We start from the raw sequence: 22,730 nt of genomic DNA, 5'->3' as shown, positions 1-22,730 counted from the left end.
ATGCCCCGAACAATGCCGGGCCATCGACTGCCCCCGCAAGCGATTAGAACCCCGCTACGTGCGCTGCCTTGTCCACTCGCTGTCACGCGGAGCCAGGTCAGCCGGGCCACCAATGGCTTCAAACACACCTAGTGAGTTCGATGAGAGGCAATGTCTCAGGTGGTCTGCGGCCAGGCGCGCAGCAGGTCGGCGATCTGCTTGGCGTTGCAGCCTGGATCCCGCAGCAGGTCGCGCAGGGCGACGGCGTCCTCTTTGGTGGGCGCGACTGAGACACCCGAGGCTTCCAGATATGTAACGCCGGTGGCTGCGGCCACTGCCAGATTGGAACGTTCGAGCCAGCGGCAGCGGCCGAGGATGTGCACGAGGGCGGCGGCACGGGCGTACGGGCCGTCGTAGACCGGTGTCTCCAGGAGTTCTGCCCGGTGACAGGCGACCGCAGCGACCGGCACCCCGTAGTCGTCCGGTGCGGGATCTGCCGCGCCTGCGATCTCCGCGACCTGCAAGACCCAGGGGACATCGATGTAAAGGTCCATTACGCGGCGTGTACCCCCGGAGCATGCCGGTCGCCGTCCTCGGCCTCGTCGAATACCTGCTGGTGCTCGTCAAGGAAGCGCTGCGCCGCGTCCAGTCCTCGCCGACGCAGCCCTTCGGCGTCGTCTAGGACCAGGGACGCGATGTAATCGCCCAGGTTAAGGCCGCGGTCCTTCGCGCGGGCCTTCGCAAGCTCCGCGATCTGACTCTCGACGCGTGCGCCCAATTGTGTCTTCGCCATACCACCGACGGTAACAGCTGTTACCAGTGGGCGGGAGTCCCTGGTAGAAGACAGGGCACTCGCGCACCGGCGCGCGAGGCCGACAGCTCAGTTCTCCGAGGGGATGCGCGAGGCAATCTCCCGGGCGAACCACTCGGCTTCCTCACTCAGCTCGTCCAGGCCCTCCGCAGCCATCAACTGAAGAAGGCGTAGCAGGTCGTGGGCTTCGTCGAGGGTGAGCATTTCCAGACGGCACGCCGTGGTGTCCTGCGCCGGGATCAGGCTGGTGGCATCCGAGTTCATGTCCTGGAGAACGACGGCCAGGGCCAAGAGGATCTGGGAGAGCTGCCCGAGCACCCGCACGGCCCTACCCAAATCCGTACACCTGCCCGGCTGGGCCCTGACGGCGAGGGTCAGCTGTCGATCGGCCGAACCTGGTCCAGCCCGGTCTCGCGCACGATGCGCGCCACGGTCCCCTCCAGCGTGCTGCTCGCGTCAATCACCGTCTCGATTCCGCTGGGCAGCAGATCTCGCTCCCGGTACCAGCCCTGAAGGTGTTGCTCGGTGACCTGGGTCAGATAGTCGAGGTCGGGCTTGGTCGCATGCCGCGCGAACGTCTCCGCCAAGGGCACGTCCAGGTAGTAGCAGCGGGAGACACCCCGATGCTCGCCGACCAGGTCCTCGAGCATCGGCCCGTACCGGTCCGCATACATGATGCCCTCGACCACGACGTGGTAGCCGGCATCGAGCGAATAGCGGGCCACCGTATCGATCAGCCCGATGTTCTTGCCGCCGGCCACATCCCGCTCACGCAGCACCATCCGGCGCAGGTTGTCCTGACCGACCAGAGCCAGGCCCCGGCCGAAACGGTCCCGGATCCCGGCCGCCACCGACGACTTGCCCGACGCCGAGTTCCCGCGCACGACCACCAGCCGGGTCTCTTCACTTCCCACGATCACCCGAGAACCGTAGCCACCACGACTGACAACAGCCCGCCTGTCGGTCAACACGGCTGCGGGTCCGAACTGGCCCCCGCAAGGAAGGCCACCCCTCTTACAGTGCCGACCAGCCGGAGCAGAACCAGCGACCTCGGCCGGTGGATCGGCGGGCAGCACCTGCGCGACTTCCTCATGGAGACAGACCTCGCCCCCGATCTACAACGCCGCTGGCACAGCCCTGCTCGACCAGGCCGCCAAGCGGTGCGGGAACCGTCTGGAGAAAGCCCTAGTGGACCAGGGCTTCAAGGACGAAGTCATCATCCACGGTGCCCTGTTGGACATCTCCGTCGAGGTCGTCCGCCGCAGCCCCGCTGCCCCGGGCAAAGGATTCGTCCCGCAGCCGACGCGGTGGGTGGTCGAGCAGACGAACGGCACCTTGATGCTGCGCAGCGCCGCCACCTCGGCGCGGCGCTGTCCAGCGTGGCCGAGACTGTGCGGCGGGAGGCTGCCGGCGGACCCACCGGGTGAGTCCGCAGCTGTAGGGTCTCGCCGCTCGTGACATGTCGATCTTTCGTGACCTGGACGTTCTTGGCTGTCTCACGGCCTTGTCACCCATGATCAGTCTCAAATCCGTGGCATTCCCTCGCGAGGGCGAAGTCGAGATCAGGCGGCTTGTCCGAGTCGGCCGAGTACACCACGCTGAGCCCCGAGCACGAGGACTACCGGCGAGCCCAGATCGCGCACCGACGAGTTTCCCGCGCCGCGCTGGTCTATAGGCCGGACACCCACGGACGGAAGGCTGCGCCATGCGGAAACTGATCTACGGCATGAACCTGACCCTGGACGGCTACATCGCCGCGGCCGGCGACGACATCGGCTGGAGCGGACCGCCGAGCGACGAGCTGTTCCAGTGGTGGCTCGACCACGAGCAGGCGAGTGGCCTGTCGCTGTATGGGCGCAAGCTGTGGCAGGCGATGAGCTCCTACTGGCCGACCGGCGATCAGCAGCCGGGCGTCACCTCGGCGGAGATCGAGTTCGCGCGGAACTGGCGGGACACGCCGAAGGTGGTGTTCTCCTCGACGATCGACAAGGTCGACTGGAACACCCGCCTGGTCACCGGCGACGCGATCGCCGAGATCACCCGGCTCAAGGCCGAGGACGGCGGCCAAATGAACATCGGCGGCGCAACGCTCGCCGGGGCGGCCATGCGCGCCGGGCTGATCGACGAGTACGCGATCGCCGCGCATCCGGTCCTGGTGGGCAGCGGCACGCCGTTCTTCACCGCGCTGGACAGCTGGGTGAACCTGGACCTGGTGGAGACGCGGACGTTTCCCGGCGGCGTGGTCCTGACCAGGTACGAGACGAGGCGCTGAGCAGCAGCACCCACGCGCTAGTCCCACGGCGATGTCGTATACGACATCGGTACGACACGGCCCGTGAGATTGCGAACGACATCAGCGGCGAGCCCCTACATGGATGTAGGGGCTCGCCGCTCGTGGCATAGAGCAATGCCGTGAGCTGCGGTTTCTCCGGTTGTCTCACGACTTGACCGGAGGGTTCTGTCTCACGGTCGTGTCATTTCCTCAGGTGCCGTCAGCTCACGCGTTGTTCGGCGAGATCCAGCCAGTGCTCCACGTCCGCCGGGGTGAAGTGTCTGATGGCCCAGTCGACCATGCGAAGGCTCATATGAGCCCATGCGGGCCGCAGGATGTCCTCGGGCAGCGAATCGAGGACAGCGTCGAGATGTTGTGTCACCCGCGAGTCGGCATCCTTGGAGTGGATGCCGAAGCGCAGGGTGACCAAGTCGAATCGTCGATCACCGCGGGCGGCACCGTCCCAGTCGATGATGCCGGTGATCGAGCCGTCGGTCGCCAGGATGTTGCCGGGGTGGAAGTCCATGTGCACGGCGTCGTGCCCGACCATTCGAGCGGGGTGGTCCGCGCCGAAAGCGGCGATCCAGTGTTCGAGCGCGGCACCGCGGCGGTTGTGCTGGCGCAAAGGCTCGTGCAGGCAGTAGCCAGGCCCGTCCTCACGCAAGTGAAACTCCACCGTCGGGGCGCACCCACGACCTGACCGCAGCACGAGCCCACGGCATCGTTCAGGCGTGCCTGACCCGTCAGATCCTCGTGCTTGCGGACCGGGCCTATCAGGGAGCTGGCGCCACCGTTCGCACCCCCTACCACCACCGCGAACAGCCCAAGCACTACCAGGACTTCAACCGTGATCACGCACGGCTGCGGGCTCCTGGAGAACGTGCCTTCGCGCAGCTGAAAACCTGGCGACTGCTCCGACGGGCCAGATGCTCCACCCGCCGCATCGGCACCATCGCCCAGGCCGTCCACACCCTCCTGACCTGCATGTATTCAGGATAGAAGAAGTTCAGTGCTCACAGAGGGAGAATTCTCGTTCGTAGAGCTGGTCGTTGTGTTCGTCGACGAAGAACTTGCGTTCCTGCATGAGTTGTTCGCGGTAGTTCTTGGCCTGTTCAAGCGTCATGGTCGAGCTGTCGGACCATGGTTGTTGCGGTGGCACGTCGGATGTCGAGACGATCTTTTCCGACGGGTCGACCAGGAAGAACGCGAGAATTTTGCGATATCCGGGGTGGGTGGGGTCCATGAGGCGGAATGAGCCGACGCGGTGTTGCAGGATGTTCGGGAACGCCAGGCAGCGGCCCGCTGGGGTCGACGTCGATCCCAGCATCTGGTTCAGTGCGTCTTCGTTCTCCAGGCCGTAGACCTCACGCAGGCCGTTGTCGTCGTTCTGTTCGTAGTTTGGGTCGTCGAGTGCCGCCCGGAAACTCAGCTGGCTTTCGGTGATGTTTTCGCTGTCCCAGTAGTAGATGCCGGTCGAGACGATCCGCTCGTTCATCATCCCCTCGACATGCCAGGAACCGCCGGGGTATTCGGGCTTGTCCGGGGTGAGATGAATGGTGGCGAGCTTGACGATGACCTGGAGACGGCGGCCGCGCAGGTCGACTCGGGCGGATTCATCGGGCAACTCGGGCGGTGTGAAGGCCGGGGCGTCCGGGATGACCGGGCGGCGATTTTCCCACCAGTCGTCCTGGGCCTCTTCCCATGCACGGAGGGCTTCTGCGTAGGCCCCATCATCACTGTAGGAGGATTTGGGCGGATACTCCGGCTCCGATTCGTACCACCCGTAAGGATCGGCCTCGATCCGCAGGGGCCGCGGATGGCACAAATCGGTGAGCACGTTCTCCAGCAGCGGGCGCAAGCGCGTGAACAAGTCTGGCAGGACGGAGGCTAGTTCGCGATGAGTCTCGGGGTGGACATTGTTGACGTACGAACGGAAAGCGACATCGCCGTCGTCACTGACGTCGACGTCCGTGGGTAGCCACTGGAATTTCTCCGAGAATTCGTACCTCGAGTAGCGGTCCGTCGGGTTCTGCCAAGCCCTCTCGGGCGCATCGCTCACCTCTCTCACCAGGCAGAACAGTGAGGGATGAACCAGATCCAGTACCTGGCCGTCGGATCCGGGATGCCAATCCTGTTCTGCTTCGGGGACCTGTTCCAGAATCCGAACCGCTTCGCGCAGCCGGGATCTGAGCTTGTCGTCGACCAGTGTGTCCGACTGCCACACCCCATCGACGGCGGCCACCTCGATGCCGGTTCGTCCGTCCCGCAGCGCGGCGTAATGCAGGAGTTCGGCAAGCACGTAACGAACCTGCGCTTCGGTGAGGCCCTGGGTGACCGCTTCTTGCGTCCACCTGGCGACAATGTCGGCATCGTTCATCTTGTCGAACCACCCCGGCTTCGCCCGAATGAGTGAGCTGCACTGCATCATCTGAAGTTCCCGCAGCGTTCGGGGTGTCGCGAACGATATGGAACGGGAAGCATGAAAGGGCAGCGGGAAAGCAGACAGGCCAGTCAATTCTCTTGGTCCTCCCAGTCGGTGTGCGGTGGCGGGAAGGATACTTCAGCAGACTGACACCGCAGCCGTGGTCCCTGTCATCGCTGTTCCGGGAGCCAAGGCTTCGACGTAGTCGCATGATGTCCGGTTCGCGCTCATTCGAAGCCGAGGAGTGCGAGGGGGAGGCGGGGGTTGCAGGGGTTGCGGCGCAGGCCGGCCGTGATGTCTTCACTCCGGCTGTGCGAAGGGCCCCGATGGCGAGTCTTGGAGCTTGAGCGGGTCTGGCTGTAGTCGACCTGTCACACCGTCACAGATAGCGCGAGGAGGGCGAGTCGGGTCCCGGACACAGGAAGCCCGCAGCCGTGGGTGATCACAAGCGGCGGATTTCTACTACGGCGAGATGGAGATGCGCCGCCGCGACCGTACCGGCACGACGCGGGCCGAACGCGGCCTGCTCCACGACTACTGGTTGCTGTCCGGCTACGGCCTGCGCGCGGTGTGGGCCCTGGGCTGGCTCACGGTGGCGATGACGGGCACGATCGTGCTGCTGATGGGGCTCGGACTGCCGAAGAATGATCCGCCACAGGAAGCAATCGGCACGGTGCCGGCGGGCGGCGGCACCGTCACCTTCGATATCGAGAAGGACGATCCGCAGTACCCCACCGGAGACAGGTTCACCGGCGAGCGTTTCGACAAGGCCCTGAGCGTCACGCTCAACTCGGCGGTATTCCGCTCCTTCGGCCAGGATTTGACCACTTCCGGCACCTACATCGAGATGGCCTCCCGAGTCACCGAGCCCGTCTCCCTAGGCCTGGCGCTCCTGGCCGCCCGCAACCGTGTCAAACGCTGACTCAACGGAACAGAAGCTGTCGGTGAGGTTCACGAAGCCGATGAAGGCCAGAACTTCGATGGCGGGAGCGATCACATTGACTTCCACGCCGAAACGTCCTTGGTGCCCTGTTACTCGGCACCGAACTGCCCAAGCGCCGGCCCATGCGCAGGAGCGGGCGACGGCCGGGGTGAGGTCTGAGTCCCGGGCTCCCTCCGACATGCATTGACCAGCGGGTTCGTGTGGCTGAGAGTGGCCCTACTGATCGACTGGGGCGGGAAGCATGACACACGACGAATACGCCGACCACTGCGAGGAGCTCTTCGCGGTGGGCGGATTCTCTAAGGTTCGGAAGCTGGCCGAATCCGGCCTGGAGGAACTCGGACCCGATCCGGTGCTCTACCGGTGGCTCGGCCTCGCACACGCGGCGGAGGACGAGGACGACCACGATGCCGAGGCGGAGAAGGCCTACGAGACCGGGCTCGCACAGTGGCCGGACGACCTCGGACTGCTCGTCTCCTACCTGGAGTTGTGCCTGCGGGCCGACGAGTGGACATACCCCGGGCGCAGCGGTCGAGCGCGCCTGCTCAAGGAGCGGATCGCCGTGCTGGCTCCGGCCGGGTCGCCCGAGGCGGTACGGGTGGAGGACGCGCTCGGCTGGGCCGGCCGGGGCTACTGGCAGGACCTGCGGGAGAGGACGGCCACCGCGCGGGCCGAGCGTGCGACTCTGGCGTCCCACAGCGCCGATGTCGCCGAAGCGCTGGAACAGGGTGGCCAGGCGCCCGCGCATCCCGAGGACCTGCGGGCAGCCGAGGTGGCGGCCGCGCTGGAACTGCTGGCCGGCCCGTGGCGGGCCCCGCTCCGGCTCATGGTCCGCCACCGGGTGGCCACGTACGTCGCCACCTTCGTGCTGGTCCTCGCCACCAACAAGGCACTGGTTCTGAGCGGGACCGTTTCCTACAGCGTGTGGGGCTGGATCTGGTTCGCGCCTCTCCTGCTGGCCGACTCGAAGCTCAAGCAGGCCCGGCGGCTGGCCCGGCAGCGGGTGATCGCCGCGATGGAGGCCCGGCACGCCGACACCGCCACCGCCACCGCCGACTAGGTTCCAACAACAGACGCCGCAGCCTCTCGTGTACAACGTCCACACCATGGATTCAGGTTCGCCGACCAGGAGATTCCCTATGCCGCACCGTCCCGTTGCCCCGCCGGCCGCGCTGATCTGCCGCCGTATGCCGCCTCACGAGCAGCGCTGCCACGGTCTCGCGCGCCGACCGCGAACCGCGAGTGCGCTGTCCGGCTTCGGAGCCGACGGGCCCGCGGTGCCCCTGCGCGGCGCGTGCACGGCGGTTGCCCGATGAGGGCCGTCCTGGTGACCGGCGGCTCGCGGGGCATCGGCCGGGCCGTCGCGCTGGCGTTCGCTCATGGCGGTGACCGGGTTGCGGTGCAGTACGCGGGCAACCGCGCGGACGCCGAGGAGACACTGCGGCAACTGCCCGGCGAGGGACACGTGCTGCTGCAGGCCGACCTCGGCGAGCCGGACGCCGCCGAACAGCTCGTCTCCCAGGCGGTTGCCGCCCTGGGATCGGTTGACGTCCTGGTCAACAATGCCGGTGTGGCGCCGACGGAAGCCAACCGCCACCCGGTCGCCGACACCCCGATCGCCGACTGGCAGCGCGTGTGGCGGCGCATGGTCGACGTGAACCTGCTCGCCCCGGCCGACCTGTGCTGGTCCGTTGCCCGGCACCTGATCGGCCGTGGAGCAGGGGGCGCCATCGTCAACGTCGGCTCCCGCGGCGCGTTTCGGGGGGAGCCGGACTTCCCGGCCTACGGGACGACCAAGGCCGCCCTGCACGCACTCGGCCAGTCACTGGCTGTTGCACTGGCACCACACGGCATCGCGGTCACCTCCGTCGCGCCCGGGTTCGTGGCCACCGAGCGCCAGGCGGCCAAACTGGCGGGGCCGGAGGGCGAACGCCTGCGCGCGGAGAGCCCGTTCGGCAGGGTCGGCACACCGGACGAGGTCGCCGCCACCGTGCACTTCCTGGCCTCGCCCGCGGCGATGTGGGCATCGGGGACCATCGTGGACCTCAACGGCGCGTCCCACCTGCGTACCTGACAACGGAAGGCACGTGCTCATGCGCACTCTTTACGTCGTCACCCATCCCGAGGCGACGCACCACCTCGAGGGCGTCGTCGGCGGATGGCACGACTCGCAGCTGACGCCCGCCGGCATCCGCGCGGCGGTCTCCATCGCCCAGGCGCTGCGGGCCCGGATCCCGGACGGCGCCGAGGTGGAAGTGTTCTCCTCCGATCTGCAGCGCACCTCGCGGACCGCCGAGGAAGTAGCCGAACTGTTCGGCGTGAACCCGATCCTGGATAGCAGACTGCGGGAGAAGTCCTACGGTGAGGCAGAGGGAAAGCCGCAGGAATGGCTGGACCGGCGCTTCGTCCCACCGCCGGCTGTCGGGAAGCGAATGGACCACGACGAGGGCGTGGAGGGTTGCGAGACCAAGGCCGCGTGGGCGCAGCGCATCTACGCAGCCATGGACGACATCCTGCAGAGCTCGTGCGCACACCAGATCATCGTGACGCACGGCGGCTCCCTGACGTTCGTCGTGGCGTCCTGGATCATGATGCCGATCAAGTCGGCCGGCTTCGCCAGATTCCGGGCGCCCTCGGGCAGCATCACCACGCTGAACGAGGATGACTTCTTCCACAACCGCCAAGTCGTCAGCCTCGGTGACACCCTCCACCTCGACTCCGCCCAAGCCGATTGACCTCAACTTGGCCTACCTCGACGGCCCCCGGCACCCCCACGGGCCGCGCACTGGGCCTTGCACCCGCTCCCCCGGTTCGCCCCTGCGATGCTGCCCGGCGGTTCAGCTCGCCGCGCTCACCGTGGCCGCACACCCCCGCCCCGACGGCACCGCCAGCGCCGACCTGGACCTCCTCACGCACCTGCGCGGACAGACTCCCCAGCAACTGACCGACCTGCCATATCAACTGGCAGGTCACAGCTGCCAGCCTCCTGGCACCAGGAAGGGGAAGTCCTGTGGCAGTTTCCAGGCTCCGGATGAGCCCCACGCCGCGCAAGCCTGTGAAACACAGTGCTTCAGACTCTCGACGTCACATCGAAGGATCACTCGTGCCGCGCAGGAGGGTTCCCTCCAGTGCGGGCAGCGGCCCACTCGACCGGACCGCAGAAGTTGCGCAGCAGAGGAAGACCATCCCCGGGGTCAGAGCCCGTGCTCTGCTGGCCTTGAGGCCGTCTCACGCTGTGGCCAAGCTGATCGGTCTCAGAACGGCGGCAGGTCCCCGCTTCAGATGGCCCCGGACTCCTACCTCGGACACCAGGCGCAAAGTAGGTGCGTCTTCGCTGGTCAGCGGTTCCGCCGACGGTGAGGGAAGAGCACTGTCACCAGCTTCGATGAGCCGGCGCACCGCCTCGACGGCGGCCCGCTCGTCCCAGTCAAGATCGGCGAGCGCCTTCTCGGCCACGTCGCTGCAGAAGGCGTGTGCGTACTCATAACTTTTTGTTGCATGCCGGCCGGGCCGGCCGAAGCCCGTGCGCGTCTGACTAGACGGGCGCGGAGGGTTGCCCAGAAGCCGGATTCTCCGGGTGCCGTACGTCGCCGCTGCCGAGCAGGACGCGGGCCCGGACCCGCATCGGCTCGTCACCGCGCCGGGAGAGCACAACCAGCTCGTCGACCCGGGCCGTCATGGCGCCGAGGAGGGCCTCCACCTTGCGTGCCAGGAGGTGCGGGTCCGGGGTACGGCCGAGGGACAGGTGCGGGGTGAAGCCGTGCGAGTGCGATCCGCAGAGCGGGAAGCGGAGCTCCAGGGACTCCCGCAGCCGCACCCAGGGCTCGTGGTCGGCGGCGGCCGGGTCGAGCCAGACGGTGGCGTCCTCGCGGTGTTCGAACCAGTGGACGCCTGCCAGACGGGCCAAGAACGGCGGCGTCTCGGCGAGCGCCGCGGCGACCAGCGGCAGGGCCCGGGCGAACTCGGCCTCGGGGACGAAACCGAAGAGCACGTTGACGTGCGGCGGCCAGCGGCGGATCTGCCGGTCGTGTTCGCGGCGAATGTGCTGGATCGCCGGCCACAACTTTGCCGGCGGCAGCCAGGCGACGGCGGTGCGGTTCGTCGACGGGACGGCGAGGACGTCGCCGGGTGCCGGGGCCGGCACGGGACCGACCGGCTCGACGAGGGTCTCGTCGAGCCGGTCGACGCCGGAGGCGCGGTCCCAGACGACCTGGCCGTCCGCCTCGAAGAACACCACCCGGTGCCACGGGATCTCCCCGCCCGGCACGAAGTCGCCGAGCAGGATCCGCTTCGGCGGGGCACCGCGCTCGGCGACTCCCATCACGAACCGCTCGGGTTCGAAGCGCGGGTCCCAGAGCACCCGGTGGTAGATCTCGTCGCTGGTATGCACGTCAGCACCTGCCCTCGACTCCCAGGGTGACGCGCGCCCGGTCGACCCTGCAAATCATCGCCCGGCCCGCCCACCTCGCTGTGGTTACGGCAAGAGAGCGGGCGACAACGGCGGTTTTCGCCCCGGACTCCCACCTCGGACAGGGGGCAAGTAACCCGCGAGTAGGACTGTTGACGCCGCCGTTTGCCGACACTGCCGACCTACTGACGCCCTGGACGCGGAGCTCGGCGCGGCCTGCCTTGCTGTCGAGATAGTGGATGCGGGCGTCCTGGCCGCGAGTTGAGGTGATGGGCGAGGAAAATCCGGACTCGTAGACAATGCGGTTCAGTTCCAGGATCAGGGCCTCGCCGCCCTTCAACCCATGGGCGTCATATTTCCTCCAGTCGCCCCAACGTGCCCACAGGTCCGACGACCCAGCCATTTATCGCTTACCCCCGAGCGTGTAGAGCTCTCCTCAAAGAGGAGATCGGCACCCGCCACTGGCCCGACCGCGCCACTGCCCGGTCCGAAATCTTCGCCTTCATCGAGAACCTTCTACAACCGCAAACGGCTGCGCAAGCACCCGGTCTGGGGCTACCTCACCCCGCTGGAGATCCGGCAACGACACGAACAAGGACACGCCCTTGCGGCGTAAGTATCGAGTATCCGACATCACGGGGAACTTCAGGTGATCCCGTCGACCAAGTTTCGGTGAGAACGCTCAACCTTCCTCCTTCGTCACCGAAGGTTGAGCGCGCCGTTCAGGGCTGGGGCCCGGCTGGGTGCGGTAGTCAGCGTGCGCGGAGCGAGCACGTCGCCGACTTCCGAGGCGGCCGTGCTCCCGTGAGCTAGAGAACGGTGGTTGACACCTGCGGGCCTTGGTGACCTGGCCGTTGTGGGATGGCAATGCACGTTGGTTGTCACCGGGCTCTGGTCAGTTGATGTCGAACTCGTTCCCTTCGGGGTCCTTCATTCCGACCGCGTAGTGGTCGATTCCCTCCTCGTGCATGACAACCGTGATGAGGGCGCCCAAGCCCATCAGGCGGTCGGCTTCGGCGTCCACTCGCCTCTTCCGCGTCTCGATCGGGTCTGTCCGGTCGCCGCTGGCGTGGATGTCGATGTGCAGCCGGTTCTTCACCGCCTTCGCGTCCGGGACCACCTGGAACCAGATGGCCGGTCCACCGCCCTGCGGGTCACTGATCCGGTCCGCGCCGCCGGTCAACGCTTCTTCAGGCAGCCCCAGGTCACGGTAGTAGTCGTCCCATGTGGCGAAACCGGATGGGGGCGGCGCGAGTTCATAGCCCAGTGCGGCGGCCCAGAAGTGGGCCTGGCGGTCGGGGTCGGCGCAGTCGATCACCAGCTGGTAGCGAACGGACATCGGGATTCCTTTCTCAGCCGCACAACTCAACCCGCCATCCTGCCAGTTGCGAGACAAGAGCCGCGGCCCTGGAGAGCCACGCGCCGACGCGAAGTGACAACAAGCCTGCCCGTGTGACAACCATCGCGCTTCGGATCATCCCGCACGGGGCAGCGCTCAACCTTCAGTGAAAACGCTCAACCTTCGCTGCGCGAGGACAGACGGGTGCCGCAGCAGCCCGTCGGCTCACTACGGTCGGCCCATGACCAGTGACGGTGTAGTGGTGGATGAGGCAGTCCGCGCGGCATGGGACTCGTACCGGATCTTGGAGAACAGCACGTCGGAGGAACGGCGGCAGGCGCAGCAGTGGGTCCAGGCTGCGATGGACACCTACGGCCAAGAGGAGGTGTCGCGGTGCGCGGTCTTCCTGGTGGGTGCACTGACCGCGACATCGTCGGCCGACAGGACACGGTCAAAGAGAAGAACCGTCTCGATCCGCTGAGGGATCTGATCCTGGCGGTCGTCGGCAAGCTGTCGGGCTTCGAGCTGGCCGATCCCGCACCCGTTCCGATGATCGCCGCAACCCTCCTGGCGGCCGCCATGGGCAGAGCCGCCGTGGCCTGGCGCGACCAGTACGGCACGATCCCCCCGCAGGAAGCCCTGGCGCACACCTTCGTGCTCTGGCACCTAGCCGACCTCTACGACCTCGTAGCTGAACAGCCCGGCGCCACGGACCAGCTCATGCGGGAGACCTTCAAGGCGTTGGCCCCCGGCGCCGGCTGTCCCGGGTGTGCCGTACGCCGGGCCCAACCACGGCGGCGTACGGCACCCTCTTCATACCTCAGCCAGCCACTCCGACGTCTCCGCTGCGGGCTGGAGCTTGCGGGGAAGCGGTGCATGTGCGGGTCCATGCCTTCCAGCGGCTCCGCCATGACCTGCTCCCCCGAGAGCCACCGGATCCCTTTGAACTCACCTTCGTCGTACGACGTGATGCGCTCCCGGTCGCCCTAGCAGGTACCAGAGGGGGACATCCGTGCCGGTGCGGACCGCGCGTCGGCGTCACGGTCACGAAGAACGGCCGCTCACCGGTCGGGGGCGCGGCGACGGCATCGGCATGCGGCTCCTCACGGCACTCACGCCTCACCGTCTCCCACGGATCCTCGCCCGGCTCCACATGGCCTCCTGGCGGCAGCCACAGCCCCACCTTCCGGTGCGCCGCCAGCAGCAGCTGTCCGCGTGTCGAGTCGCGGAGACCGTCGAGGCCCATCGGGCCTTCATCGCCCGCCGCAGGGCCACCCGACCCAGCGATGAGTATCGGACTCCCACCGAGGAGGAATGGGACGCATTCCGTGCACACTTCGAGAAGCGCAAGGTCTCCATCGGTACCTGCGCTCGTGCCTTTTCAAGTCCGTGTGTTCATGAACACGCCTGCGTTCGTTGCTCGCTGCTCCGGCCGGACCCGCCCCAGCGCGGCCGGTTGGAGGAGATCCGCGACAAGCTCGTCGCCCGCATCACCGAGGCCGAGCGCGAGGGCCGGCTCGGCGAGGTCGAAGGACTCCGGGTTAGCCTGGCTGGCGCCGAAGACAAGTTTGCTCAAATGGACCGACGAACTCCCGGCGGAACAGCGATCAATCTTGGCATGCCACGGATAGCCCGAGCCAACCCGTCCGGGAGGAGGGAACGGCTCTGCTGAGACAATCCTTGGATGATCAGCAAGGAGATCCGGTTCGACTGCCGGCACCGAGGCGACGGCGGCCCGCTCGTGATCGTCCCCCGCATCGACGGAGCACCACTCACTGAGCTGATCGACGGGTTCGAGATCGCGGCCGGGATGCAGCCCGCAGGCGATGCCTACGGCGGTCTGATCCCGGAGTTCTTCCGGTTCGGCCCGATGCAGGACCACTTCCTCGGACGGTCCACCAACGCGATGGGGCCGAAGACACCTGTTCTCGGTTGTGAATGCGGAGAGTGGGGATGTTGGCCCCTCATGGCCCGCATCACCGCAACAGCCGACCTCGTGACCTGGGACGCCTTCGAGCAACCGCACCGCGAGACCCGCGACTATGTGGCATTCGGTCCGTTCCAGTTCGACCGTCACCAATACGATGACGCCTTGCGGGCCCTGAGCGCGTTGATCGACTCCGACGTCGGCAACACACGCGCATGAGTGCTACCGGGCGCGGCCTGCTGGGCTGAAGGACGGGGAAGCAGTTCATGGAAAGGTTCGAGACAGAGAGCCTGGCGCTTATACCTGGCCAGAACGTTCGGGCCAGAATCCTGAGCCATCACCCATGGGGTGTGATCGTTGAGATTGCCGGTTACGAGGAAGCCGGCCTGTCGCCCTCCATCGACATGATCGAACAGTTTTCCCGGACCACGAGCAGCCACGACGAACTACTCGCGCTCTTTCCACCCATCGGTTCGCAGATCGATGCAGTAATTGAGCAAATACACCGCTCGCATCCGCCGGTATCAGTGCGGCTCAGCATCCGACCTGCCGACCTGGAGTCACTGGCCTGGCGATGCGACTTCTGTGGTGAACCAATCACGTTGAGCCCAGGTGGAGACGTCCTCGTCCTGGACTCGCGGAGCAACGACGGTCCAGGAAGCCACACCATCATCTCTCACCGGCACTGCTTGGCCGAGCAAATCCGCCCAGAGAACACCGGAGAGCGGGCGCGAGCATTGAAGATCGGGAAGATGTGCTGAGGGTCGTACGGTGCGCGCCAACTGCCTACCGGCATGGCTGAGCCCGACAGCTCATTCTGCAGGAACCAACCGGTAGTTCAGAGAGGCTTGTGTCAGATGCTCGCTCCCGAGACCAGACCGCGCCCAACGGGCACGGCTCGTCGAGATCCGCGTCAACCTCCTCGCCCGCATCGCCGAAGCCGAGCGCGAAGGCTGGCTCGCGAAGTCGAAGGACTCCAGGTCAGCCTCGCCGGAGCCGAGGAGAAACTCGCCCAGCTCGACAACCTCATTGCTCGCCGCAACACGACCGTGAACGTGGGTATGCCTACCTTCCCCGGCAACGTCGGACGTCACGTCACCGCCGGTCCGCAGGCTCCCACGCACGACCCAAGGCCCCACAATGTCGGAGATCTCGGATCATGGAGGACTTCATGAGCGTCATCAACGCCTACCTGGCCGCCGCGAGCCAAGCAGTATCACTGCTGGGGAATCCGGAAGTTGACGCGGCGTGGGAGCGACCCAGCGCGCTGGCCAAGATGACGGTCGGCGGTCTGGCCGGCCACCTCGCCTACCAGATCTTCAGTGTCAGCTCGGCCCTGGAAGAACGCGAGTCTCAACAGGCGCCGATCCCGTTGCTGGAACATTACGCGCGCGCTGCCTGGATCGACGCACCACTGGACGGGGATGTCAACGCTGGAATTCGGGCGAAGGGCGAGGGCATCGCATCCGAAGGAGTGCTGTCGTTGACCAAGCGCGCCCGCACCGCGCTCGCTGAGCAACAGACCAATCTTGCTGGGCGTGCAGGCGACCAGGCCGTGTTCATGCCGCAGACGGGATGGGCGCTACGTCTCGACGACTATCTGGTCACGCGGATGCTGGAGCTCGCCGTGCACATGGACGATCTCGCTGTCAGCGTGGGAGTCACCACGCAAGATCTTCCGAACGCCGCCTTCGATCCCGTCCTCGTGCTACTGGCTCGACTCGCCGCCGGACGGCACGGCCAAGCCGCGCTGCTAAGAGCGTTGACCCGTGCGGAGCGAGCACCTGCAGCGATCAACGCAATCTGACCGACCTCGACACACGACGCTGATCACTTCGTAGTTCAGAGAAGCCTGCGTCCGCTGCCCGCTCCTCATCGTCTCCCCGTCCGAAAGGCCCAGGCTCGTCGAGATCCGTGACAACCTGGCCCCGCCCGAATCGCGGAGGCTGAACGCGAGGGCTGGCTGGTGAAGTCGAAGGACGCTCCACCAGCCTTGCTGCAGCCGCCGAGAAGATCGCCCAGCCGGATGCGAGACAGGAACGTAAGAACTCCGCCGTCTTCCTGGGCATCCCCACGTTCGACCAGATCATCGCCCGCACAAGCGACGTGAAGGAACTGTCAACTGCCCGGTCGTGAAACGACCGGGCTTGCTGCTCGAGTCATCACTGGCTGTGATGGGTTCGGCTGCGTCCAGTTCTCACGCGATGAGGGTGAGTTCAGGGGCCGTTGACTGAGCCCCGCAGACCCACACCATCCAGCCGCGTTGGCGGATGTTGTGGGACGCGTTGTGGTCCGCGTGCTCAACGAAGCCGCAGACCTGGCACGCGAAGACGGCCTGGGAGGGCCTGTTTGCGCGTTCGGTGTGATGGCACTGGGAGCATTCCTGGCTGGTGTAGGCCGGATCGACATAGACGACCGGCACCCCGGCCCGCTTCGCCTTGTAGGCGATGAACGAGCCGAGTTGCGCGAAGGGCCAGGAGTGGAGCGTGGTGCCTTGGGGCTTTCTCAGCCGTGCCCGCTCGCGGATGCCCGTGAGTGTCTCCAGGGCGATCCCGCGACCGGTGCGTTCAGCCTCCGCCACGATCCGCTTGCTGATCTTGTGGTTGATGTCCTTGTTCCGCCGGGCTTCCTTGCCCGCGTACTTCTTCGCCCGCCGCTTGGCGGACTTGGTGTTCTTCTGCTGCAGCTTGGACCGCAGCTTGCGGTCCTGTTCCCGCTTGCGGTTGATCCGACGCCCGCAGTGGCGCTCGCCGTCGGAGGTGGCGGCGATGTTCACGATCCCCAGGTCGACGCCGAGGAACCCGTCCGGATGAGAGTTCGGGGCGGCTTCGTCGATCTCGCACGTCGCGATCAAGAACCACTTCCCGCCCTGGCACACCAGGTCGGACTCACCCTTGCGGTGCGCAGCCAGGACCTCCAGCTGCCCGGCCTGCCCGGTGAACGCCACGCCCTTGAGCCGGCCCGCGGTGGTCCAGATGGACACCGTGCGTGCCTGGTGCTGCCAGGACAGCATCCGGTCGTCGTAAGGCTGCGCCGCCTGAGGCCGGAAGACCACCGGCTTGCCCAAGGCGCGAGTGTGCCGCCTGGAACCGGGCCGCCCGTACCGGCCGTTACGCAGGTTCGCCTTCAAGGTGGTGTAGGCATCGCAGGTCTTCTTGATCGCGTGCTGGGCGGCCTGCGCGCCCAGCCCCCACCGGAAGCGGATCTCGGCATAGGTGTGCTTGCGGAGCTCAAGCGGACGTCGCGCCTCTTCCTCGAATGCAACGGACGCGGCCCACGTGGCGGCCTCGTTGCAGGCGTGCAGGGTCGCCTCAAGTGCCGCCGCCTGTACGGGCGTCGGCAGCAGCTTCACCCGCACCACCAGCTTCACGAGCAGCGAACCTACACACCCGGACGAAGACCCACCACACGTTCGCCCCACCTCACCCGAACGAGCGAAACCCGCTCCGACCCTGACCGCACACACCGCCGAAGCCCGGCTCCGCCGGAACGCCCCGGGCCGCTCCGCAGCCGTCATGGCCTGCGGCACATCACGGCGACGCTCCGCGTCACACCCCGTGGATGCGATTCCTCCCGGGCGTAAACGCCCAGGGTTCCTCGCAAGAATCCGCTGAACTTCGAAGGGTACGACGAGCAGCCGTCGACTGATGCGAGACGACGGCCTCGCCATTTATGCAGGCAGCACACCTGTCATATCGACAGCCCCTCTCCGAGGCGGTGTGCAAGGTGGAGCAGGTCTGTCAGGTGCAGCACTCGTCCGTCGAATCCTGGGAGGGGGACATGCAGCGGCTGGGTCCAGTGGGCGGGGATTGCATCCAGCCCGTAATACGCCCCTGCGAGGCCTCCGGCCACCGCGGCGACGGTGTCCGTGTCACCGCCGAGGTCGATCGCCGCGCGTATCGCGTCTTCGAAGCTGGTGGTGGTGCGCAGGGCCCAGACGGCGGAGCCCAGACAGGGCCAGACGGCACCGTTGAACTCGGTCGCTTGATCGGGGTGCCAGTCGGGCGCAAGGACTGTGGCGTAGCGGTCGCGGTGGTCGGGGTGGACAAGAGCCAGGACGTCCGGGAGCGCGGTGAGGGGGTCGGTGTCCTCGAGCGTGACGCGGATGAGTTCGTGGAAGATCGCGGTGCCTTCCCAAGCCGCGCGGTCTCCGTGGGTGAGGGCAGCGATACGGCGGGCCGTGTCCATGGTGGCTTCTTGGCCGGCGGCCGCGAAGTGGACCGCGGAGGTCGATGCCCGCATCAAGGAGCCGTTTCCCGCTGCTCGCCGGTTGACCTGGGAATGGATCGCGGCGGCGAGGTCCCAGGGCATGCCGTTGGTCAGAACGTCTTCGGTCTGCAGGCCGATGTCCTTCGGTTCTGATGCTGCCCACCGCTGGAAGCGGGCGAAGATGTCCGGCAGATCGAGTCCGCCCCGCTCCAGCAGGGATTCCGCGACCAGGACGGCCATCTGCGTGTCGTCAGTGGCCTCGCCGGGGTCCCAGCCACCGCCTCCGCTCATCTCGCTACCGGCACCTGGTGCGGGAAACCGTGCGGAGAACGCTCCCGGAGGACCGAACTCGAAGGGGCCGCCCAGAGCGTCACCCGCCGCTGAGCCGACGACCGCGCCAGCGGCCCGCTGAATCCGGTTCATTCGCGCAGGTTATCGGCGTTGTGCCGACGGCCGCGCGGGCTTATTCCTTCTTCGGCTCCCCGAGCCAGCGGCCTCATCTCGTAGTTCAGAGAAGAATTCGCCGTGTCCGTGGTGCTCCCCCCATCGACCGCGTTCGCGGAGATCGCCAGCCTCCGTGAGCAACTGCAACAGCCCCTCCAGCACGAGCAGCTCACGCTGCGCCTGGAGGTCTTTGAAGGTCGGTCAGGAGGCCGGTGTCCAGTGGGAGAGCGTCCAGATCCTGGTCGGCACGGCACTCAGCGGCTCCGAGGTCGACGTCGTCCGCGAGAACGCCTACCTGGTTGTGCAAGAGCTGAAGGACCTCTTTGCCGAGCAACTCGACAAGCTCACAGGCATCGGCCACCGGTGGACCAATCACGAGGAACACGGCCCGGTACTGCGGCTGTTCGAAGAGTTCGGCGGCTTGACGGCGATCTTCGACGACGCCGTCAAGCAAGGGATCGTCAGTTGGATGGTGCTCTGCTATATCGGCGAGCCGGGCGGGTACGGCGCTGGCATCAATGGATGTAGTGCTGGCTCTCGATGAAGCCCATAGCCCGATAGCAGCGCAATGCGTCCGGATCGTCCCTGGTCCAAGCGTCCACAGCACACCCAGCGCGCTGACACAGGCGCGTGCCCCGGCAAGAAGCGGCGACCGAGGCCCTGGTTCTGGTGGTCGGGGTGAACGGCGACGGTGTCGATGGTCGCCAGTTCGACTTCGACAGTGACGTCAATGATCCCGGTGACGGTCCCATGCTCCCCGGCTGCGACCAGTCCGAAGCCGGGGCGGCTGTCTCGGACTTGGTCGCATGGCTCAGACCAGATCCTTCTTGTAGAAGATGCTGGAGCGCCGGTCGCCCTCATCGCCGGTGGCGAAGCCGATGAAGAGGCGGGCCTCACCGGCGTCGGTGCGGTAGATCGCCAGGCCCTCGGGCTCGCGCCACTTGAGAGTGGAGCCGGCCTTGGTGAGGACGGGGCCCTGCGTCACGGTGCCGGTGTTGATGTCGATGCTGGTGACGTAGGTGTTGCCGTCGCCGACGGGGGTGCCATCGCCGGGGTACGGGTCACCCGTCAGGAAGTACATGTACGAGCCGTAGAGGGTGTAGCCCTGCGCAGTGCCGGAGATCGTCGGCTGCTGGAAGTCGACGAGCGGCGACCCGAAGCTGCCCGTCTGGAAGGCGGAGAGGGGAAACACGGCGACGCGCTTGCCGGCGCTGGTGTTGTAGCGCACGATCATGCGCTGGTAGACGGGGTCGGCGGAGCAGGTGTACTCAGTGGCCCCGGAGATCGGCCGGTAGGCGGCCGAAGCAGCCGGCGAGGCCAGGGTGGTGTTGGCGGTGTAACGGATGGGGGTGAGCGCGGTGCCGTACCCGCTGGTGTTCGTGGCGCACTCGATCCACAGATCGGTGCCGGAACCGCTCGGCAGCGCGGCGAAGGCGACGCCGTGGCCGAAGCCGTTGAGGTGCATGTACGAGATGTAGTTCCCGTCGAAGTCCATCTTATTGATGCACAGGTCACCGGCGGACTCGGCACTTCCATCCCGCTTCGTTGCCACGAACAGGAACTTGTTCACCCAGTCGAAGGCGAAGCTCTGCTGGACCCGCGGACCGTGCAAGTCCTTGGACCGGAACAGGTCGTACGACGGCTGCGTGAGGTCGAATCGCTTGGTGGTGGCCACCGCAGCGGAAGCGGTCTGCGCGCCGACGCCGAGACCGAGCGCGGCGAGCGAGGCGCCGGCGCCGGTGCGTATCAGGCCGCGGCGGGAGATCGAGAGGCCAGAGGTGCGCTTCATGGGGGGACTCCAGCGACATGAGCAGAGGACAGGGACACGTGATGCTATCCGTGGAAGGGGCAGTGTGACGGACCAGGCTCCACTGAGCAGTTGGGGCTGGCCGACCTCCCGAAACTGCCCGGTCACCCCGCCTTGCAGCATGATGCGGTCGCGGTCATCTGGTGCACGATCACATCAGGCCGGCCTCGGCCACCGCCTCACCGACCGATGGCGCATCCAGATCATCCATCACGACCCCGTCCGCACCCAGCCGCGCCAGCCGGTCCTGGACCCGACCACGTCCGTGTCGACCGTGTCCGAGTGGCGCACCTTCTGCCAGATGTGCCCTGTCCGGTACGGGGAAGAAGCCCGCTTGCGCACGACGCCCTCGACGCCCTGGCTGATTGCGCAGTGGTGTGTCCCGCACTGGTCGCGTCTCATTGAGTTGGATCAGCGCGGGATCCAACGTCCCGCTGAGGCGGGCGTTCGTGTCGCTCTGCAGGGCTGCTGGAGGGCTGCACCCGCTCCCCCGACGCCGACCGCCACACCGCGGCGCGGTCACCGTCGTTCTCCAGACTGAGCCATGTCTCATGAGACATCTGTGCGCAGCTTCGTCGGGCAGAAGGCCCGACATGTACTGACGTCAGGATCCGGCAGCGGACGCGTGGCGAGCCAACTCGGTGGCCAGGCGTCGCATGACCGTCCGGTTGGCGCGTCTTATCGTGGCCCGGACGACGAGTGTCAGCAGGCGGTCGGCGAGTGGGGTGTGGGCCCAGGCGTACGTGAACGACACGTGACTCCCGCCGGTTCGCAGCGGCTCGATGGTGTAGGTGCCGTGGGCCAGGCGTCGGCCGGCCGCGCTGACGTTCCGTTCGACGATGCGCCGCGGCGGGTCTGCCTCGACGACCTCGATGGCGACGTCGGTCTTCGTGCCGCCCAGCGCGGCTGTGACCGTGGCACACGATCCGATGCCGCGGCCGGGGCCGCTGTAGCGCCAGTCGGTCAGGTAGTGGTCGGTGAATCGCTCGTGGTGAGCCATGACATCGAGGAAGTCGTAGACCTGCTCGGGCGTCTGCGGTACGTCGATCGACACGGTGACAGACTTCATGTACCACACGGTACACAGGGCATGTACCAATTGGTACACTCGTGCGGTGGTGCATATGGTCGGCTCAGATCCTGAGGGCGAGGCAGTACCCGGCAAGGACGGGGACCGGCGCGCTCAATTGGTGAACGCGGCCGTCGACCACGTCGCGGCACACGGCATCGCAGACCTGAGCCTGCGCGGCCTGGGCGCCGCGATCGGCGTCAGTCACCGCATGCTGATCCACTACTTCGGCTCCAAGGAACACCTGCTCGTCGAGATCGTCCGGACATCGGAGCAGCGCCAACGCGATCTGCTGTCCCAGCTGCGCCTGCAACCCGGCCTCTCGCCCGTCGATACTGCGCGTCTCCTCTGGCAGCAGCTGACGGACCCCCGACTGGCCAGCCAAGAGCGGCTCTTCTTCGAAATCTACGCGCAGGCGCTGCGAGGCCGTCCCGAGGCCGCCCCGGTCCTCGAAGGGCTCGTAAACGACTGGCTGGAGCCGCTCGTGGCCGCCGAGGTCGCCACAGGGACGGACCCCGCCGCGGCCCGGAACCGCGCCAGACTGGGACTCGCCACCGTCCGCGGCCTGCTCCTCGACCTGCTCGCCACCGGTGACCGCGATGGCGTCAACGCGGCGATGGAAGACTTCCTCCGGCTGTACTACGGCTCGAAGTGACCAAGACGCCGATCGGGCCAAGCGGCCGGGCCGGACGGCGACCACCGCTCGAACATGGGTCGCCGAAGCAGACGTACGCCTCGACCTGCCTTGCAGACTTTCCGAGACACATTCGAAGCGTCTGGAGAACCCTGGTCCCGGAGCGTGACATACCAAAGCTGCGCGACATCAGGATCGTCGGCAGCCGGGACGGCTTGCATCGGAGGCGGCACATCGTGAAGCAGATCAAGAAGCCGGGCCCGGGCGCTCGGTGTAGGGATGCCCGCGGACGTCCTGGCCGTCGCGGGCGAGGACATCGAACACGGCGTAGGAGGCAGGGAGGAACGCAGCGAGCTCCCTCGCACGGGCTAGCCCTGAGTTCGCGCGGGACTGCGCAGCGGTCAACTTGACCCGGCCCTAAAGGACCGGGCTTGGAGGTAGCGTCCAACTGGCTGCTGGGTGGGCT

Annotated in this window: 25 protein-coding genes and 3 pseudogenes; 13 read left to right on the top strand and 15 right to left on the bottom strand. The window is 66.8% G+C overall.

Annotated features, from left to right (window positions below):
- Positions 1–155 precede the first annotated feature (155 nt).
- The 3 genes from OG574_RS46495 to OG574_RS46485 form a co-directional block, all read right to left on the bottom strand.
- Positions 156–533, bottom strand: a complete 378-nt coding sequence (locus OG574_RS46495; protein ID WP_326778218.1) for a fic family toxin-antitoxin system, toxin component — start codon at positions 531–533, stop codon at positions 156–158.
- Between the two features lie 326 nt (positions 534–859).
- Positions 860–1,114 carry a DUF6417 family protein gene (locus OG574_RS46490; RefSeq protein WP_326778217.1) on the bottom strand — a complete coding sequence of 85 codons (255 nt, stop codon included), beginning with the start codon at positions 1,112–1,114 and terminating at the stop codon, positions 860–862.
- Positions 1,115–1,164: 50 nt separating this feature from the next.
- On the bottom strand, positions 1,165–1,761 hold the full coding sequence (locus OG574_RS46485) for a kinase (protein WP_326778216.1): 597 nt from the start codon (positions 1,759–1,761) through the stop codon (positions 1,165–1,167).
- Between the two features lie 148 nt (positions 1,762–1,909).
- On the opposite strand from OG574_RS46485, the pseudogene OG574_RS46480 reads away from it, so the two are divergent.
- Together OG574_RS46480 and OG574_RS46475 are read left to right on the top strand one after the other, a co-directional pair.
- Positions 1,910–2,137 (top strand): annotated as a pseudogene (locus OG574_RS46480) (IS5/IS1182 family transposase); the annotation flags it as partial.
- 358 nt (positions 2,138–2,495) lie between these two features.
- The gene (locus tag OG574_RS46475) at positions 2,496–3,062 is read left to right on the top strand and encodes a dihydrofolate reductase family protein (RefSeq protein WP_326778214.1); all 567 of its coding nucleotides are present in this window, start codon (positions 2,496–2,498) and stop codon (positions 3,060–3,062) included.
- Between the two features lie 220 nt (positions 3,063–3,282).
- Here OG574_RS46475 and OG574_RS46470 read toward each other — a convergent pair whose 3' ends face one another.
- Positions 3,283–3,726, bottom strand: a complete 444-nt coding sequence (locus OG574_RS46470; protein WP_326778213.1) for a phosphotransferase — start codon at positions 3,724–3,726, stop codon at positions 3,283–3,285.
- A gap of 17 nt (positions 3,727–3,743) precedes the next feature.
- On the opposite strand from OG574_RS46470, the pseudogene OG574_RS46465 reads away from it, so the two are divergent.
- Positions 3,744–4,061: pseudogene (locus OG574_RS46465) on the top strand (transposase family protein); the annotation flags it as partial.
- A 7-nt stretch (positions 4,062–4,068) separates the two neighbouring features.
- Here the strand turns inward: OG574_RS46465 and OG574_RS46460 are convergent.
- Entirely contained in the window at positions 4,069–5,577 is a 1,509-nt protein-coding gene (locus OG574_RS46460; RefSeq protein ID WP_326778212.1) for a DUF4246 domain-containing protein, read from the bottom strand.
- A gap of 379 nt (positions 5,578–5,956) precedes the next feature.
- On the opposite strand from OG574_RS46460, the gene OG574_RS46455 reads away from it, so the two are divergent.
- The 4 genes from OG574_RS46455 to OG574_RS46440 all read left to right on the top strand — a co-directional run bounded on the left by OG574_RS46455 (position 5,957) and on the right by OG574_RS46440 (position 9,162).
- Positions 5,957–6,406, top strand: coding sequence for a hypothetical protein (locus OG574_RS46455; RefSeq protein WP_326778211.1), 450 nt, complete (start codon positions 5,957–5,959; stop codon positions 6,404–6,406).
- A 262-nt stretch (positions 6,407–6,668) separates the two neighbouring features.
- Positions 6,669–7,487: a hypothetical protein gene (locus OG574_RS46450; protein ID WP_326778210.1), complete on the top strand. Its 819-nt coding sequence runs from the start codon at positions 6,669–6,671 to the stop codon at positions 7,485–7,487.
- Between the two features lie 252 nt (positions 7,488–7,739).
- On the top strand, positions 7,740–8,501 hold the full coding sequence (locus OG574_RS46445; protein ID WP_326778209.1) for an SDR family NAD(P)-dependent oxidoreductase: 762 nt from the start codon (positions 7,740–7,742) through the stop codon (positions 8,499–8,501).
- Positions 8,502–8,520: 19 nt separating this feature from the next.
- Positions 8,521–9,162: a histidine phosphatase family protein gene (locus OG574_RS46440; RefSeq protein WP_326778208.1), complete on the top strand. Its 642-nt coding sequence runs from the start codon at positions 8,521–8,523 to the stop codon at positions 9,160–9,162.
- An 800-nt stretch (positions 9,163–9,962) separates the two neighbouring features.
- Here OG574_RS46440 and OG574_RS46435 read toward each other — a convergent pair.
- The gene (locus OG574_RS46435) at positions 9,963–10,817 is read right to left on the bottom strand and encodes an RNA repair domain-containing protein (protein ID WP_398379661.1); all 855 of its coding nucleotides are present in this window, start codon (positions 10,815–10,817) and stop codon (positions 9,963–9,965) included.
- A 913-nt stretch (positions 10,818–11,730) separates the two neighbouring features.
- Positions 11,731–12,174, bottom strand: a complete 444-nt coding sequence (locus tag OG574_RS46430) for a VOC family protein (protein WP_326778207.1) — start codon at positions 12,172–12,174, stop codon at positions 11,731–11,733.
- A gap of 393 nt (positions 12,175–12,567) precedes the next feature.
- On the opposite strand from OG574_RS46430, the gene OG574_RS46425 reads away from it, so the two are divergent.
- Complete coding sequence (locus tag OG574_RS46425; protein WP_326778862.1) at positions 12,568–13,164, top strand: hypothetical protein; 597 nt, start codon at positions 12,568–12,570, stop codon at positions 13,162–13,164.
- A 160-nt stretch (positions 13,165–13,324) separates the two neighbouring features.
- On the opposite strand, the pseudogene OG574_RS46420 reads toward OG574_RS46425, so the two are convergent.
- Both OG574_RS46420 and OG574_RS46415 read right to left on the bottom strand, forming a co-directional pair.
- Positions 13,325–13,420, bottom strand: a pseudogene (locus OG574_RS46420) (hypothetical protein); the annotation flags it as partial.
- 135 nt (positions 13,421–13,555) lie between these two features.
- Complete coding sequence (locus tag OG574_RS46415) at positions 13,556–13,750, bottom strand: hypothetical protein (protein WP_326778206.1); 195 nt, start codon at positions 13,748–13,750, stop codon at positions 13,556–13,558.
- Positions 13,751–13,858: 108 nt separating this feature from the next.
- Between OG574_RS46415 and OG574_RS46410 the strand changes: the two genes are divergently transcribed.
- The 3 genes from OG574_RS46410 to OG574_RS46400 all read left to right on the top strand — a co-directional run bounded on the left by OG574_RS46410 (position 13,859) and on the right by OG574_RS46400 (position 15,908).
- Complete coding sequence (locus tag OG574_RS46410) at positions 13,859–14,320, top strand: hypothetical protein (protein WP_326778205.1); 462 nt, start codon at positions 13,859–13,861, stop codon at positions 14,318–14,320.
- A 131-nt stretch (positions 14,321–14,451) separates the two neighbouring features.
- Positions 14,452–14,862, top strand: coding sequence for a hypothetical protein (locus OG574_RS46405; protein WP_326778203.1), 411 nt, complete (start codon positions 14,452–14,454; stop codon positions 14,860–14,862).
- A gap of 410 nt (positions 14,863–15,272) precedes the next feature.
- The gene (locus tag OG574_RS46400) at positions 15,273–15,908 is read left to right on the top strand and encodes a maleylpyruvate isomerase N-terminal domain-containing protein (protein WP_326778202.1); all 636 of its coding nucleotides are present in this window, start codon (positions 15,273–15,275) and stop codon (positions 15,906–15,908) included.
- 390 nt (positions 15,909–16,298) lie between these two features.
- Here the strand turns inward: OG574_RS46400 and OG574_RS46395 are convergent, their stop codons facing one another.
- Both OG574_RS46395 and OG574_RS46390 read right to left on the bottom strand, forming a co-directional pair.
- A complete protein-coding gene (locus OG574_RS46395; RefSeq protein WP_326778201.1) occupies positions 16,299–17,471 on the bottom strand; it encodes an RNA-guided endonuclease InsQ/TnpB family protein in 1,173 nt (390 codons plus the stop codon).
- A gap of 320 nt (positions 17,472–17,791) precedes the next feature.
- Complete coding sequence (locus tag OG574_RS46390; RefSeq protein WP_326778200.1) at positions 17,792–18,733, bottom strand: ADP-ribosylglycohydrolase family protein; 942 nt, start codon at positions 18,731–18,733, stop codon at positions 17,792–17,794.
- Positions 18,734–18,887: 154 nt separating this feature from the next.
- On the opposite strand from OG574_RS46390, the gene OG574_RS46385 reads away from it, so the two are divergent.
- The gene (locus OG574_RS46385; RefSeq protein ID WP_442816913.1) at positions 18,888–19,298 is read left to right on the top strand and encodes a hypothetical protein; all 411 of its coding nucleotides are present in this window, start codon (positions 18,888–18,890) and stop codon (positions 19,296–19,298) included.
- On the opposite strand, the gene OG574_RS52940 is transcribed toward OG574_RS46385, so the two are convergent.
- The 4 genes from OG574_RS52940 to OG574_RS46370 all read right to left on the bottom strand — a co-directional run bounded on the left by OG574_RS52940 (position 19,235) and on the right by OG574_RS46370 (position 21,630).
- Entirely contained in the window at positions 19,235–19,615 is a 381-nt protein-coding gene (locus OG574_RS52940; RefSeq protein WP_442816912.1) for a GNAT family N-acetyltransferase, read from the bottom strand. The genes OG574_RS46385 and OG574_RS52940 overlap by 64 nt on opposite strands.
- Positions 19,566–20,543 carry a phage baseplate protein gene (locus tag OG574_RS46380; protein ID WP_326778198.1) on the bottom strand — a complete coding sequence of 326 codons (978 nt, stop codon included), beginning with the start codon at positions 20,541–20,543 and terminating at the stop codon, positions 19,566–19,568. The genes OG574_RS52940 and OG574_RS46380 overlap by 50 nt, the downstream gene beginning before the upstream one ends.
- 228 nt (positions 20,544–20,771) lie before the next feature.
- Complete coding sequence (locus tag OG574_RS46375) at positions 20,772–20,963, bottom strand: hypothetical protein (protein ID WP_326778197.1); 192 nt, start codon at positions 20,961–20,963, stop codon at positions 20,772–20,774.
- 202 nt (positions 20,964–21,165) lie between these two features.
- On the bottom strand, positions 21,166–21,630 hold the full coding sequence (locus tag OG574_RS46370; protein ID WP_326778196.1) for an SRPBCC family protein: 465 nt from the start codon (positions 21,628–21,630) through the stop codon (positions 21,166–21,168).
- Between the two features lie 55 nt (positions 21,631–21,685).
- Between OG574_RS46370 and OG574_RS46365 the strand changes: the two genes are divergently transcribed.
- The gene (locus OG574_RS46365; RefSeq protein ID WP_326778837.1) at positions 21,686–22,285 is read left to right on the top strand and encodes a TetR/AcrR family transcriptional regulator; all 600 of its coding nucleotides are present in this window, start codon (positions 21,686–21,688) and stop codon (positions 22,283–22,285) included.
- Positions 22,286–22,730: the final 445 nt, after the last annotated feature.

Origin of the sequence: Streptomyces sp. NBC_01445, assembly GCF_035918235.1 — a bacterium.
Taxonomy (GTDB): Bacteria; Actinomycetota; Actinomycetes; order Streptomycetales; family Streptomycetaceae; genus Streptomyces.
Note: the sequence above shows the minus strand (reverse complement) of the source record. Positions and strands in the feature narration are given on the sequence as shown.

Excerpts from the sequence above, each read along its gene's own strand:
- OG574_RS46370 (WP_326778196.1), bottom strand. The coding sequence starts at position 21,630 with ATGAAGTCTGTCACCGTGTCGATCGACGTACCGCAGACGCCCGAGCAG.
- OG574_RS46455 (WP_326778211.1), top strand. The coding sequence starts at position 5,957 with ATGGAGATGCGCCGCCGCGACCGTACCGGCACGACGCGGGCCGAACGC.
- OG574_RS46380 (WP_326778198.1), bottom strand. The coding sequence starts at position 20,543 with ATGAAGCGCACCTCTGGCCTCTCGATCTCCCGCCGCGGCCTGATACGC.
- OG574_RS46430 (WP_326778207.1), bottom strand. The coding sequence starts at position 12,174 with ATGTCCGTTCGCTACCAGCTGGTGATCGACTGCGCCGACCCCGACCGC.
- OG574_RS46440 (WP_326778208.1), top strand. The coding sequence starts at position 8,521 with ATGCGCACTCTTTACGTCGTCACCCATCCCGAGGCGACGCACCACCTC.
- OG574_RS46390 (WP_326778200.1), bottom strand. The coding sequence starts at position 18,733 with ATGAACCGGATTCAGCGGGCCGCTGGCGCGGTCGTCGGCTCAGCGGCG.
- OG574_RS46375 (WP_326778197.1), bottom strand. The coding sequence starts at position 20,963 with ATGAGACGCGACCAGTGCGGGACACACCACTGCGCAATCAGCCAGGGC.
- OG574_RS46365 (WP_326778837.1), top strand. The coding sequence starts at position 21,686 with ATGGTCGGCTCAGATCCTGAGGGCGAGGCAGTACCCGGCAAGGACGGG.
- OG574_RS52940 (WP_442816912.1), bottom strand. The coding sequence starts at position 19,615 with ATGAGGGCGACCGGCGCTCCAGCATCTTCTACAAGAAGGATCTGGTCT.
- OG574_RS46410 (WP_326778205.1), top strand. The coding sequence starts at position 13,859 with ATGATCAGCAAGGAGATCCGGTTCGACTGCCGGCACCGAGGCGACGGC.
- OG574_RS46495 (WP_326778218.1), bottom strand. The coding sequence starts at position 533 with ATGGACCTTTACATCGATGTCCCCTGGGTCTTGCAGGTCGCGGAGATC.
- OG574_RS46400 (WP_326778202.1), top strand. The coding sequence starts at position 15,273 with ATGAGCGTCATCAACGCCTACCTGGCCGCCGCGAGCCAAGCAGTATCA.
- OG574_RS46475 (WP_326778214.1), top strand. The coding sequence starts at position 2,496 with ATGCGGAAACTGATCTACGGCATGAACCTGACCCTGGACGGCTACATC.
- OG574_RS46450 (WP_326778210.1), top strand. The coding sequence starts at position 6,669 with ATGACACACGACGAATACGCCGACCACTGCGAGGAGCTCTTCGCGGTG.
- OG574_RS46445 (WP_326778209.1), top strand. The coding sequence starts at position 7,740 with ATGAGGGCCGTCCTGGTGACCGGCGGCTCGCGGGGCATCGGCCGGGCC.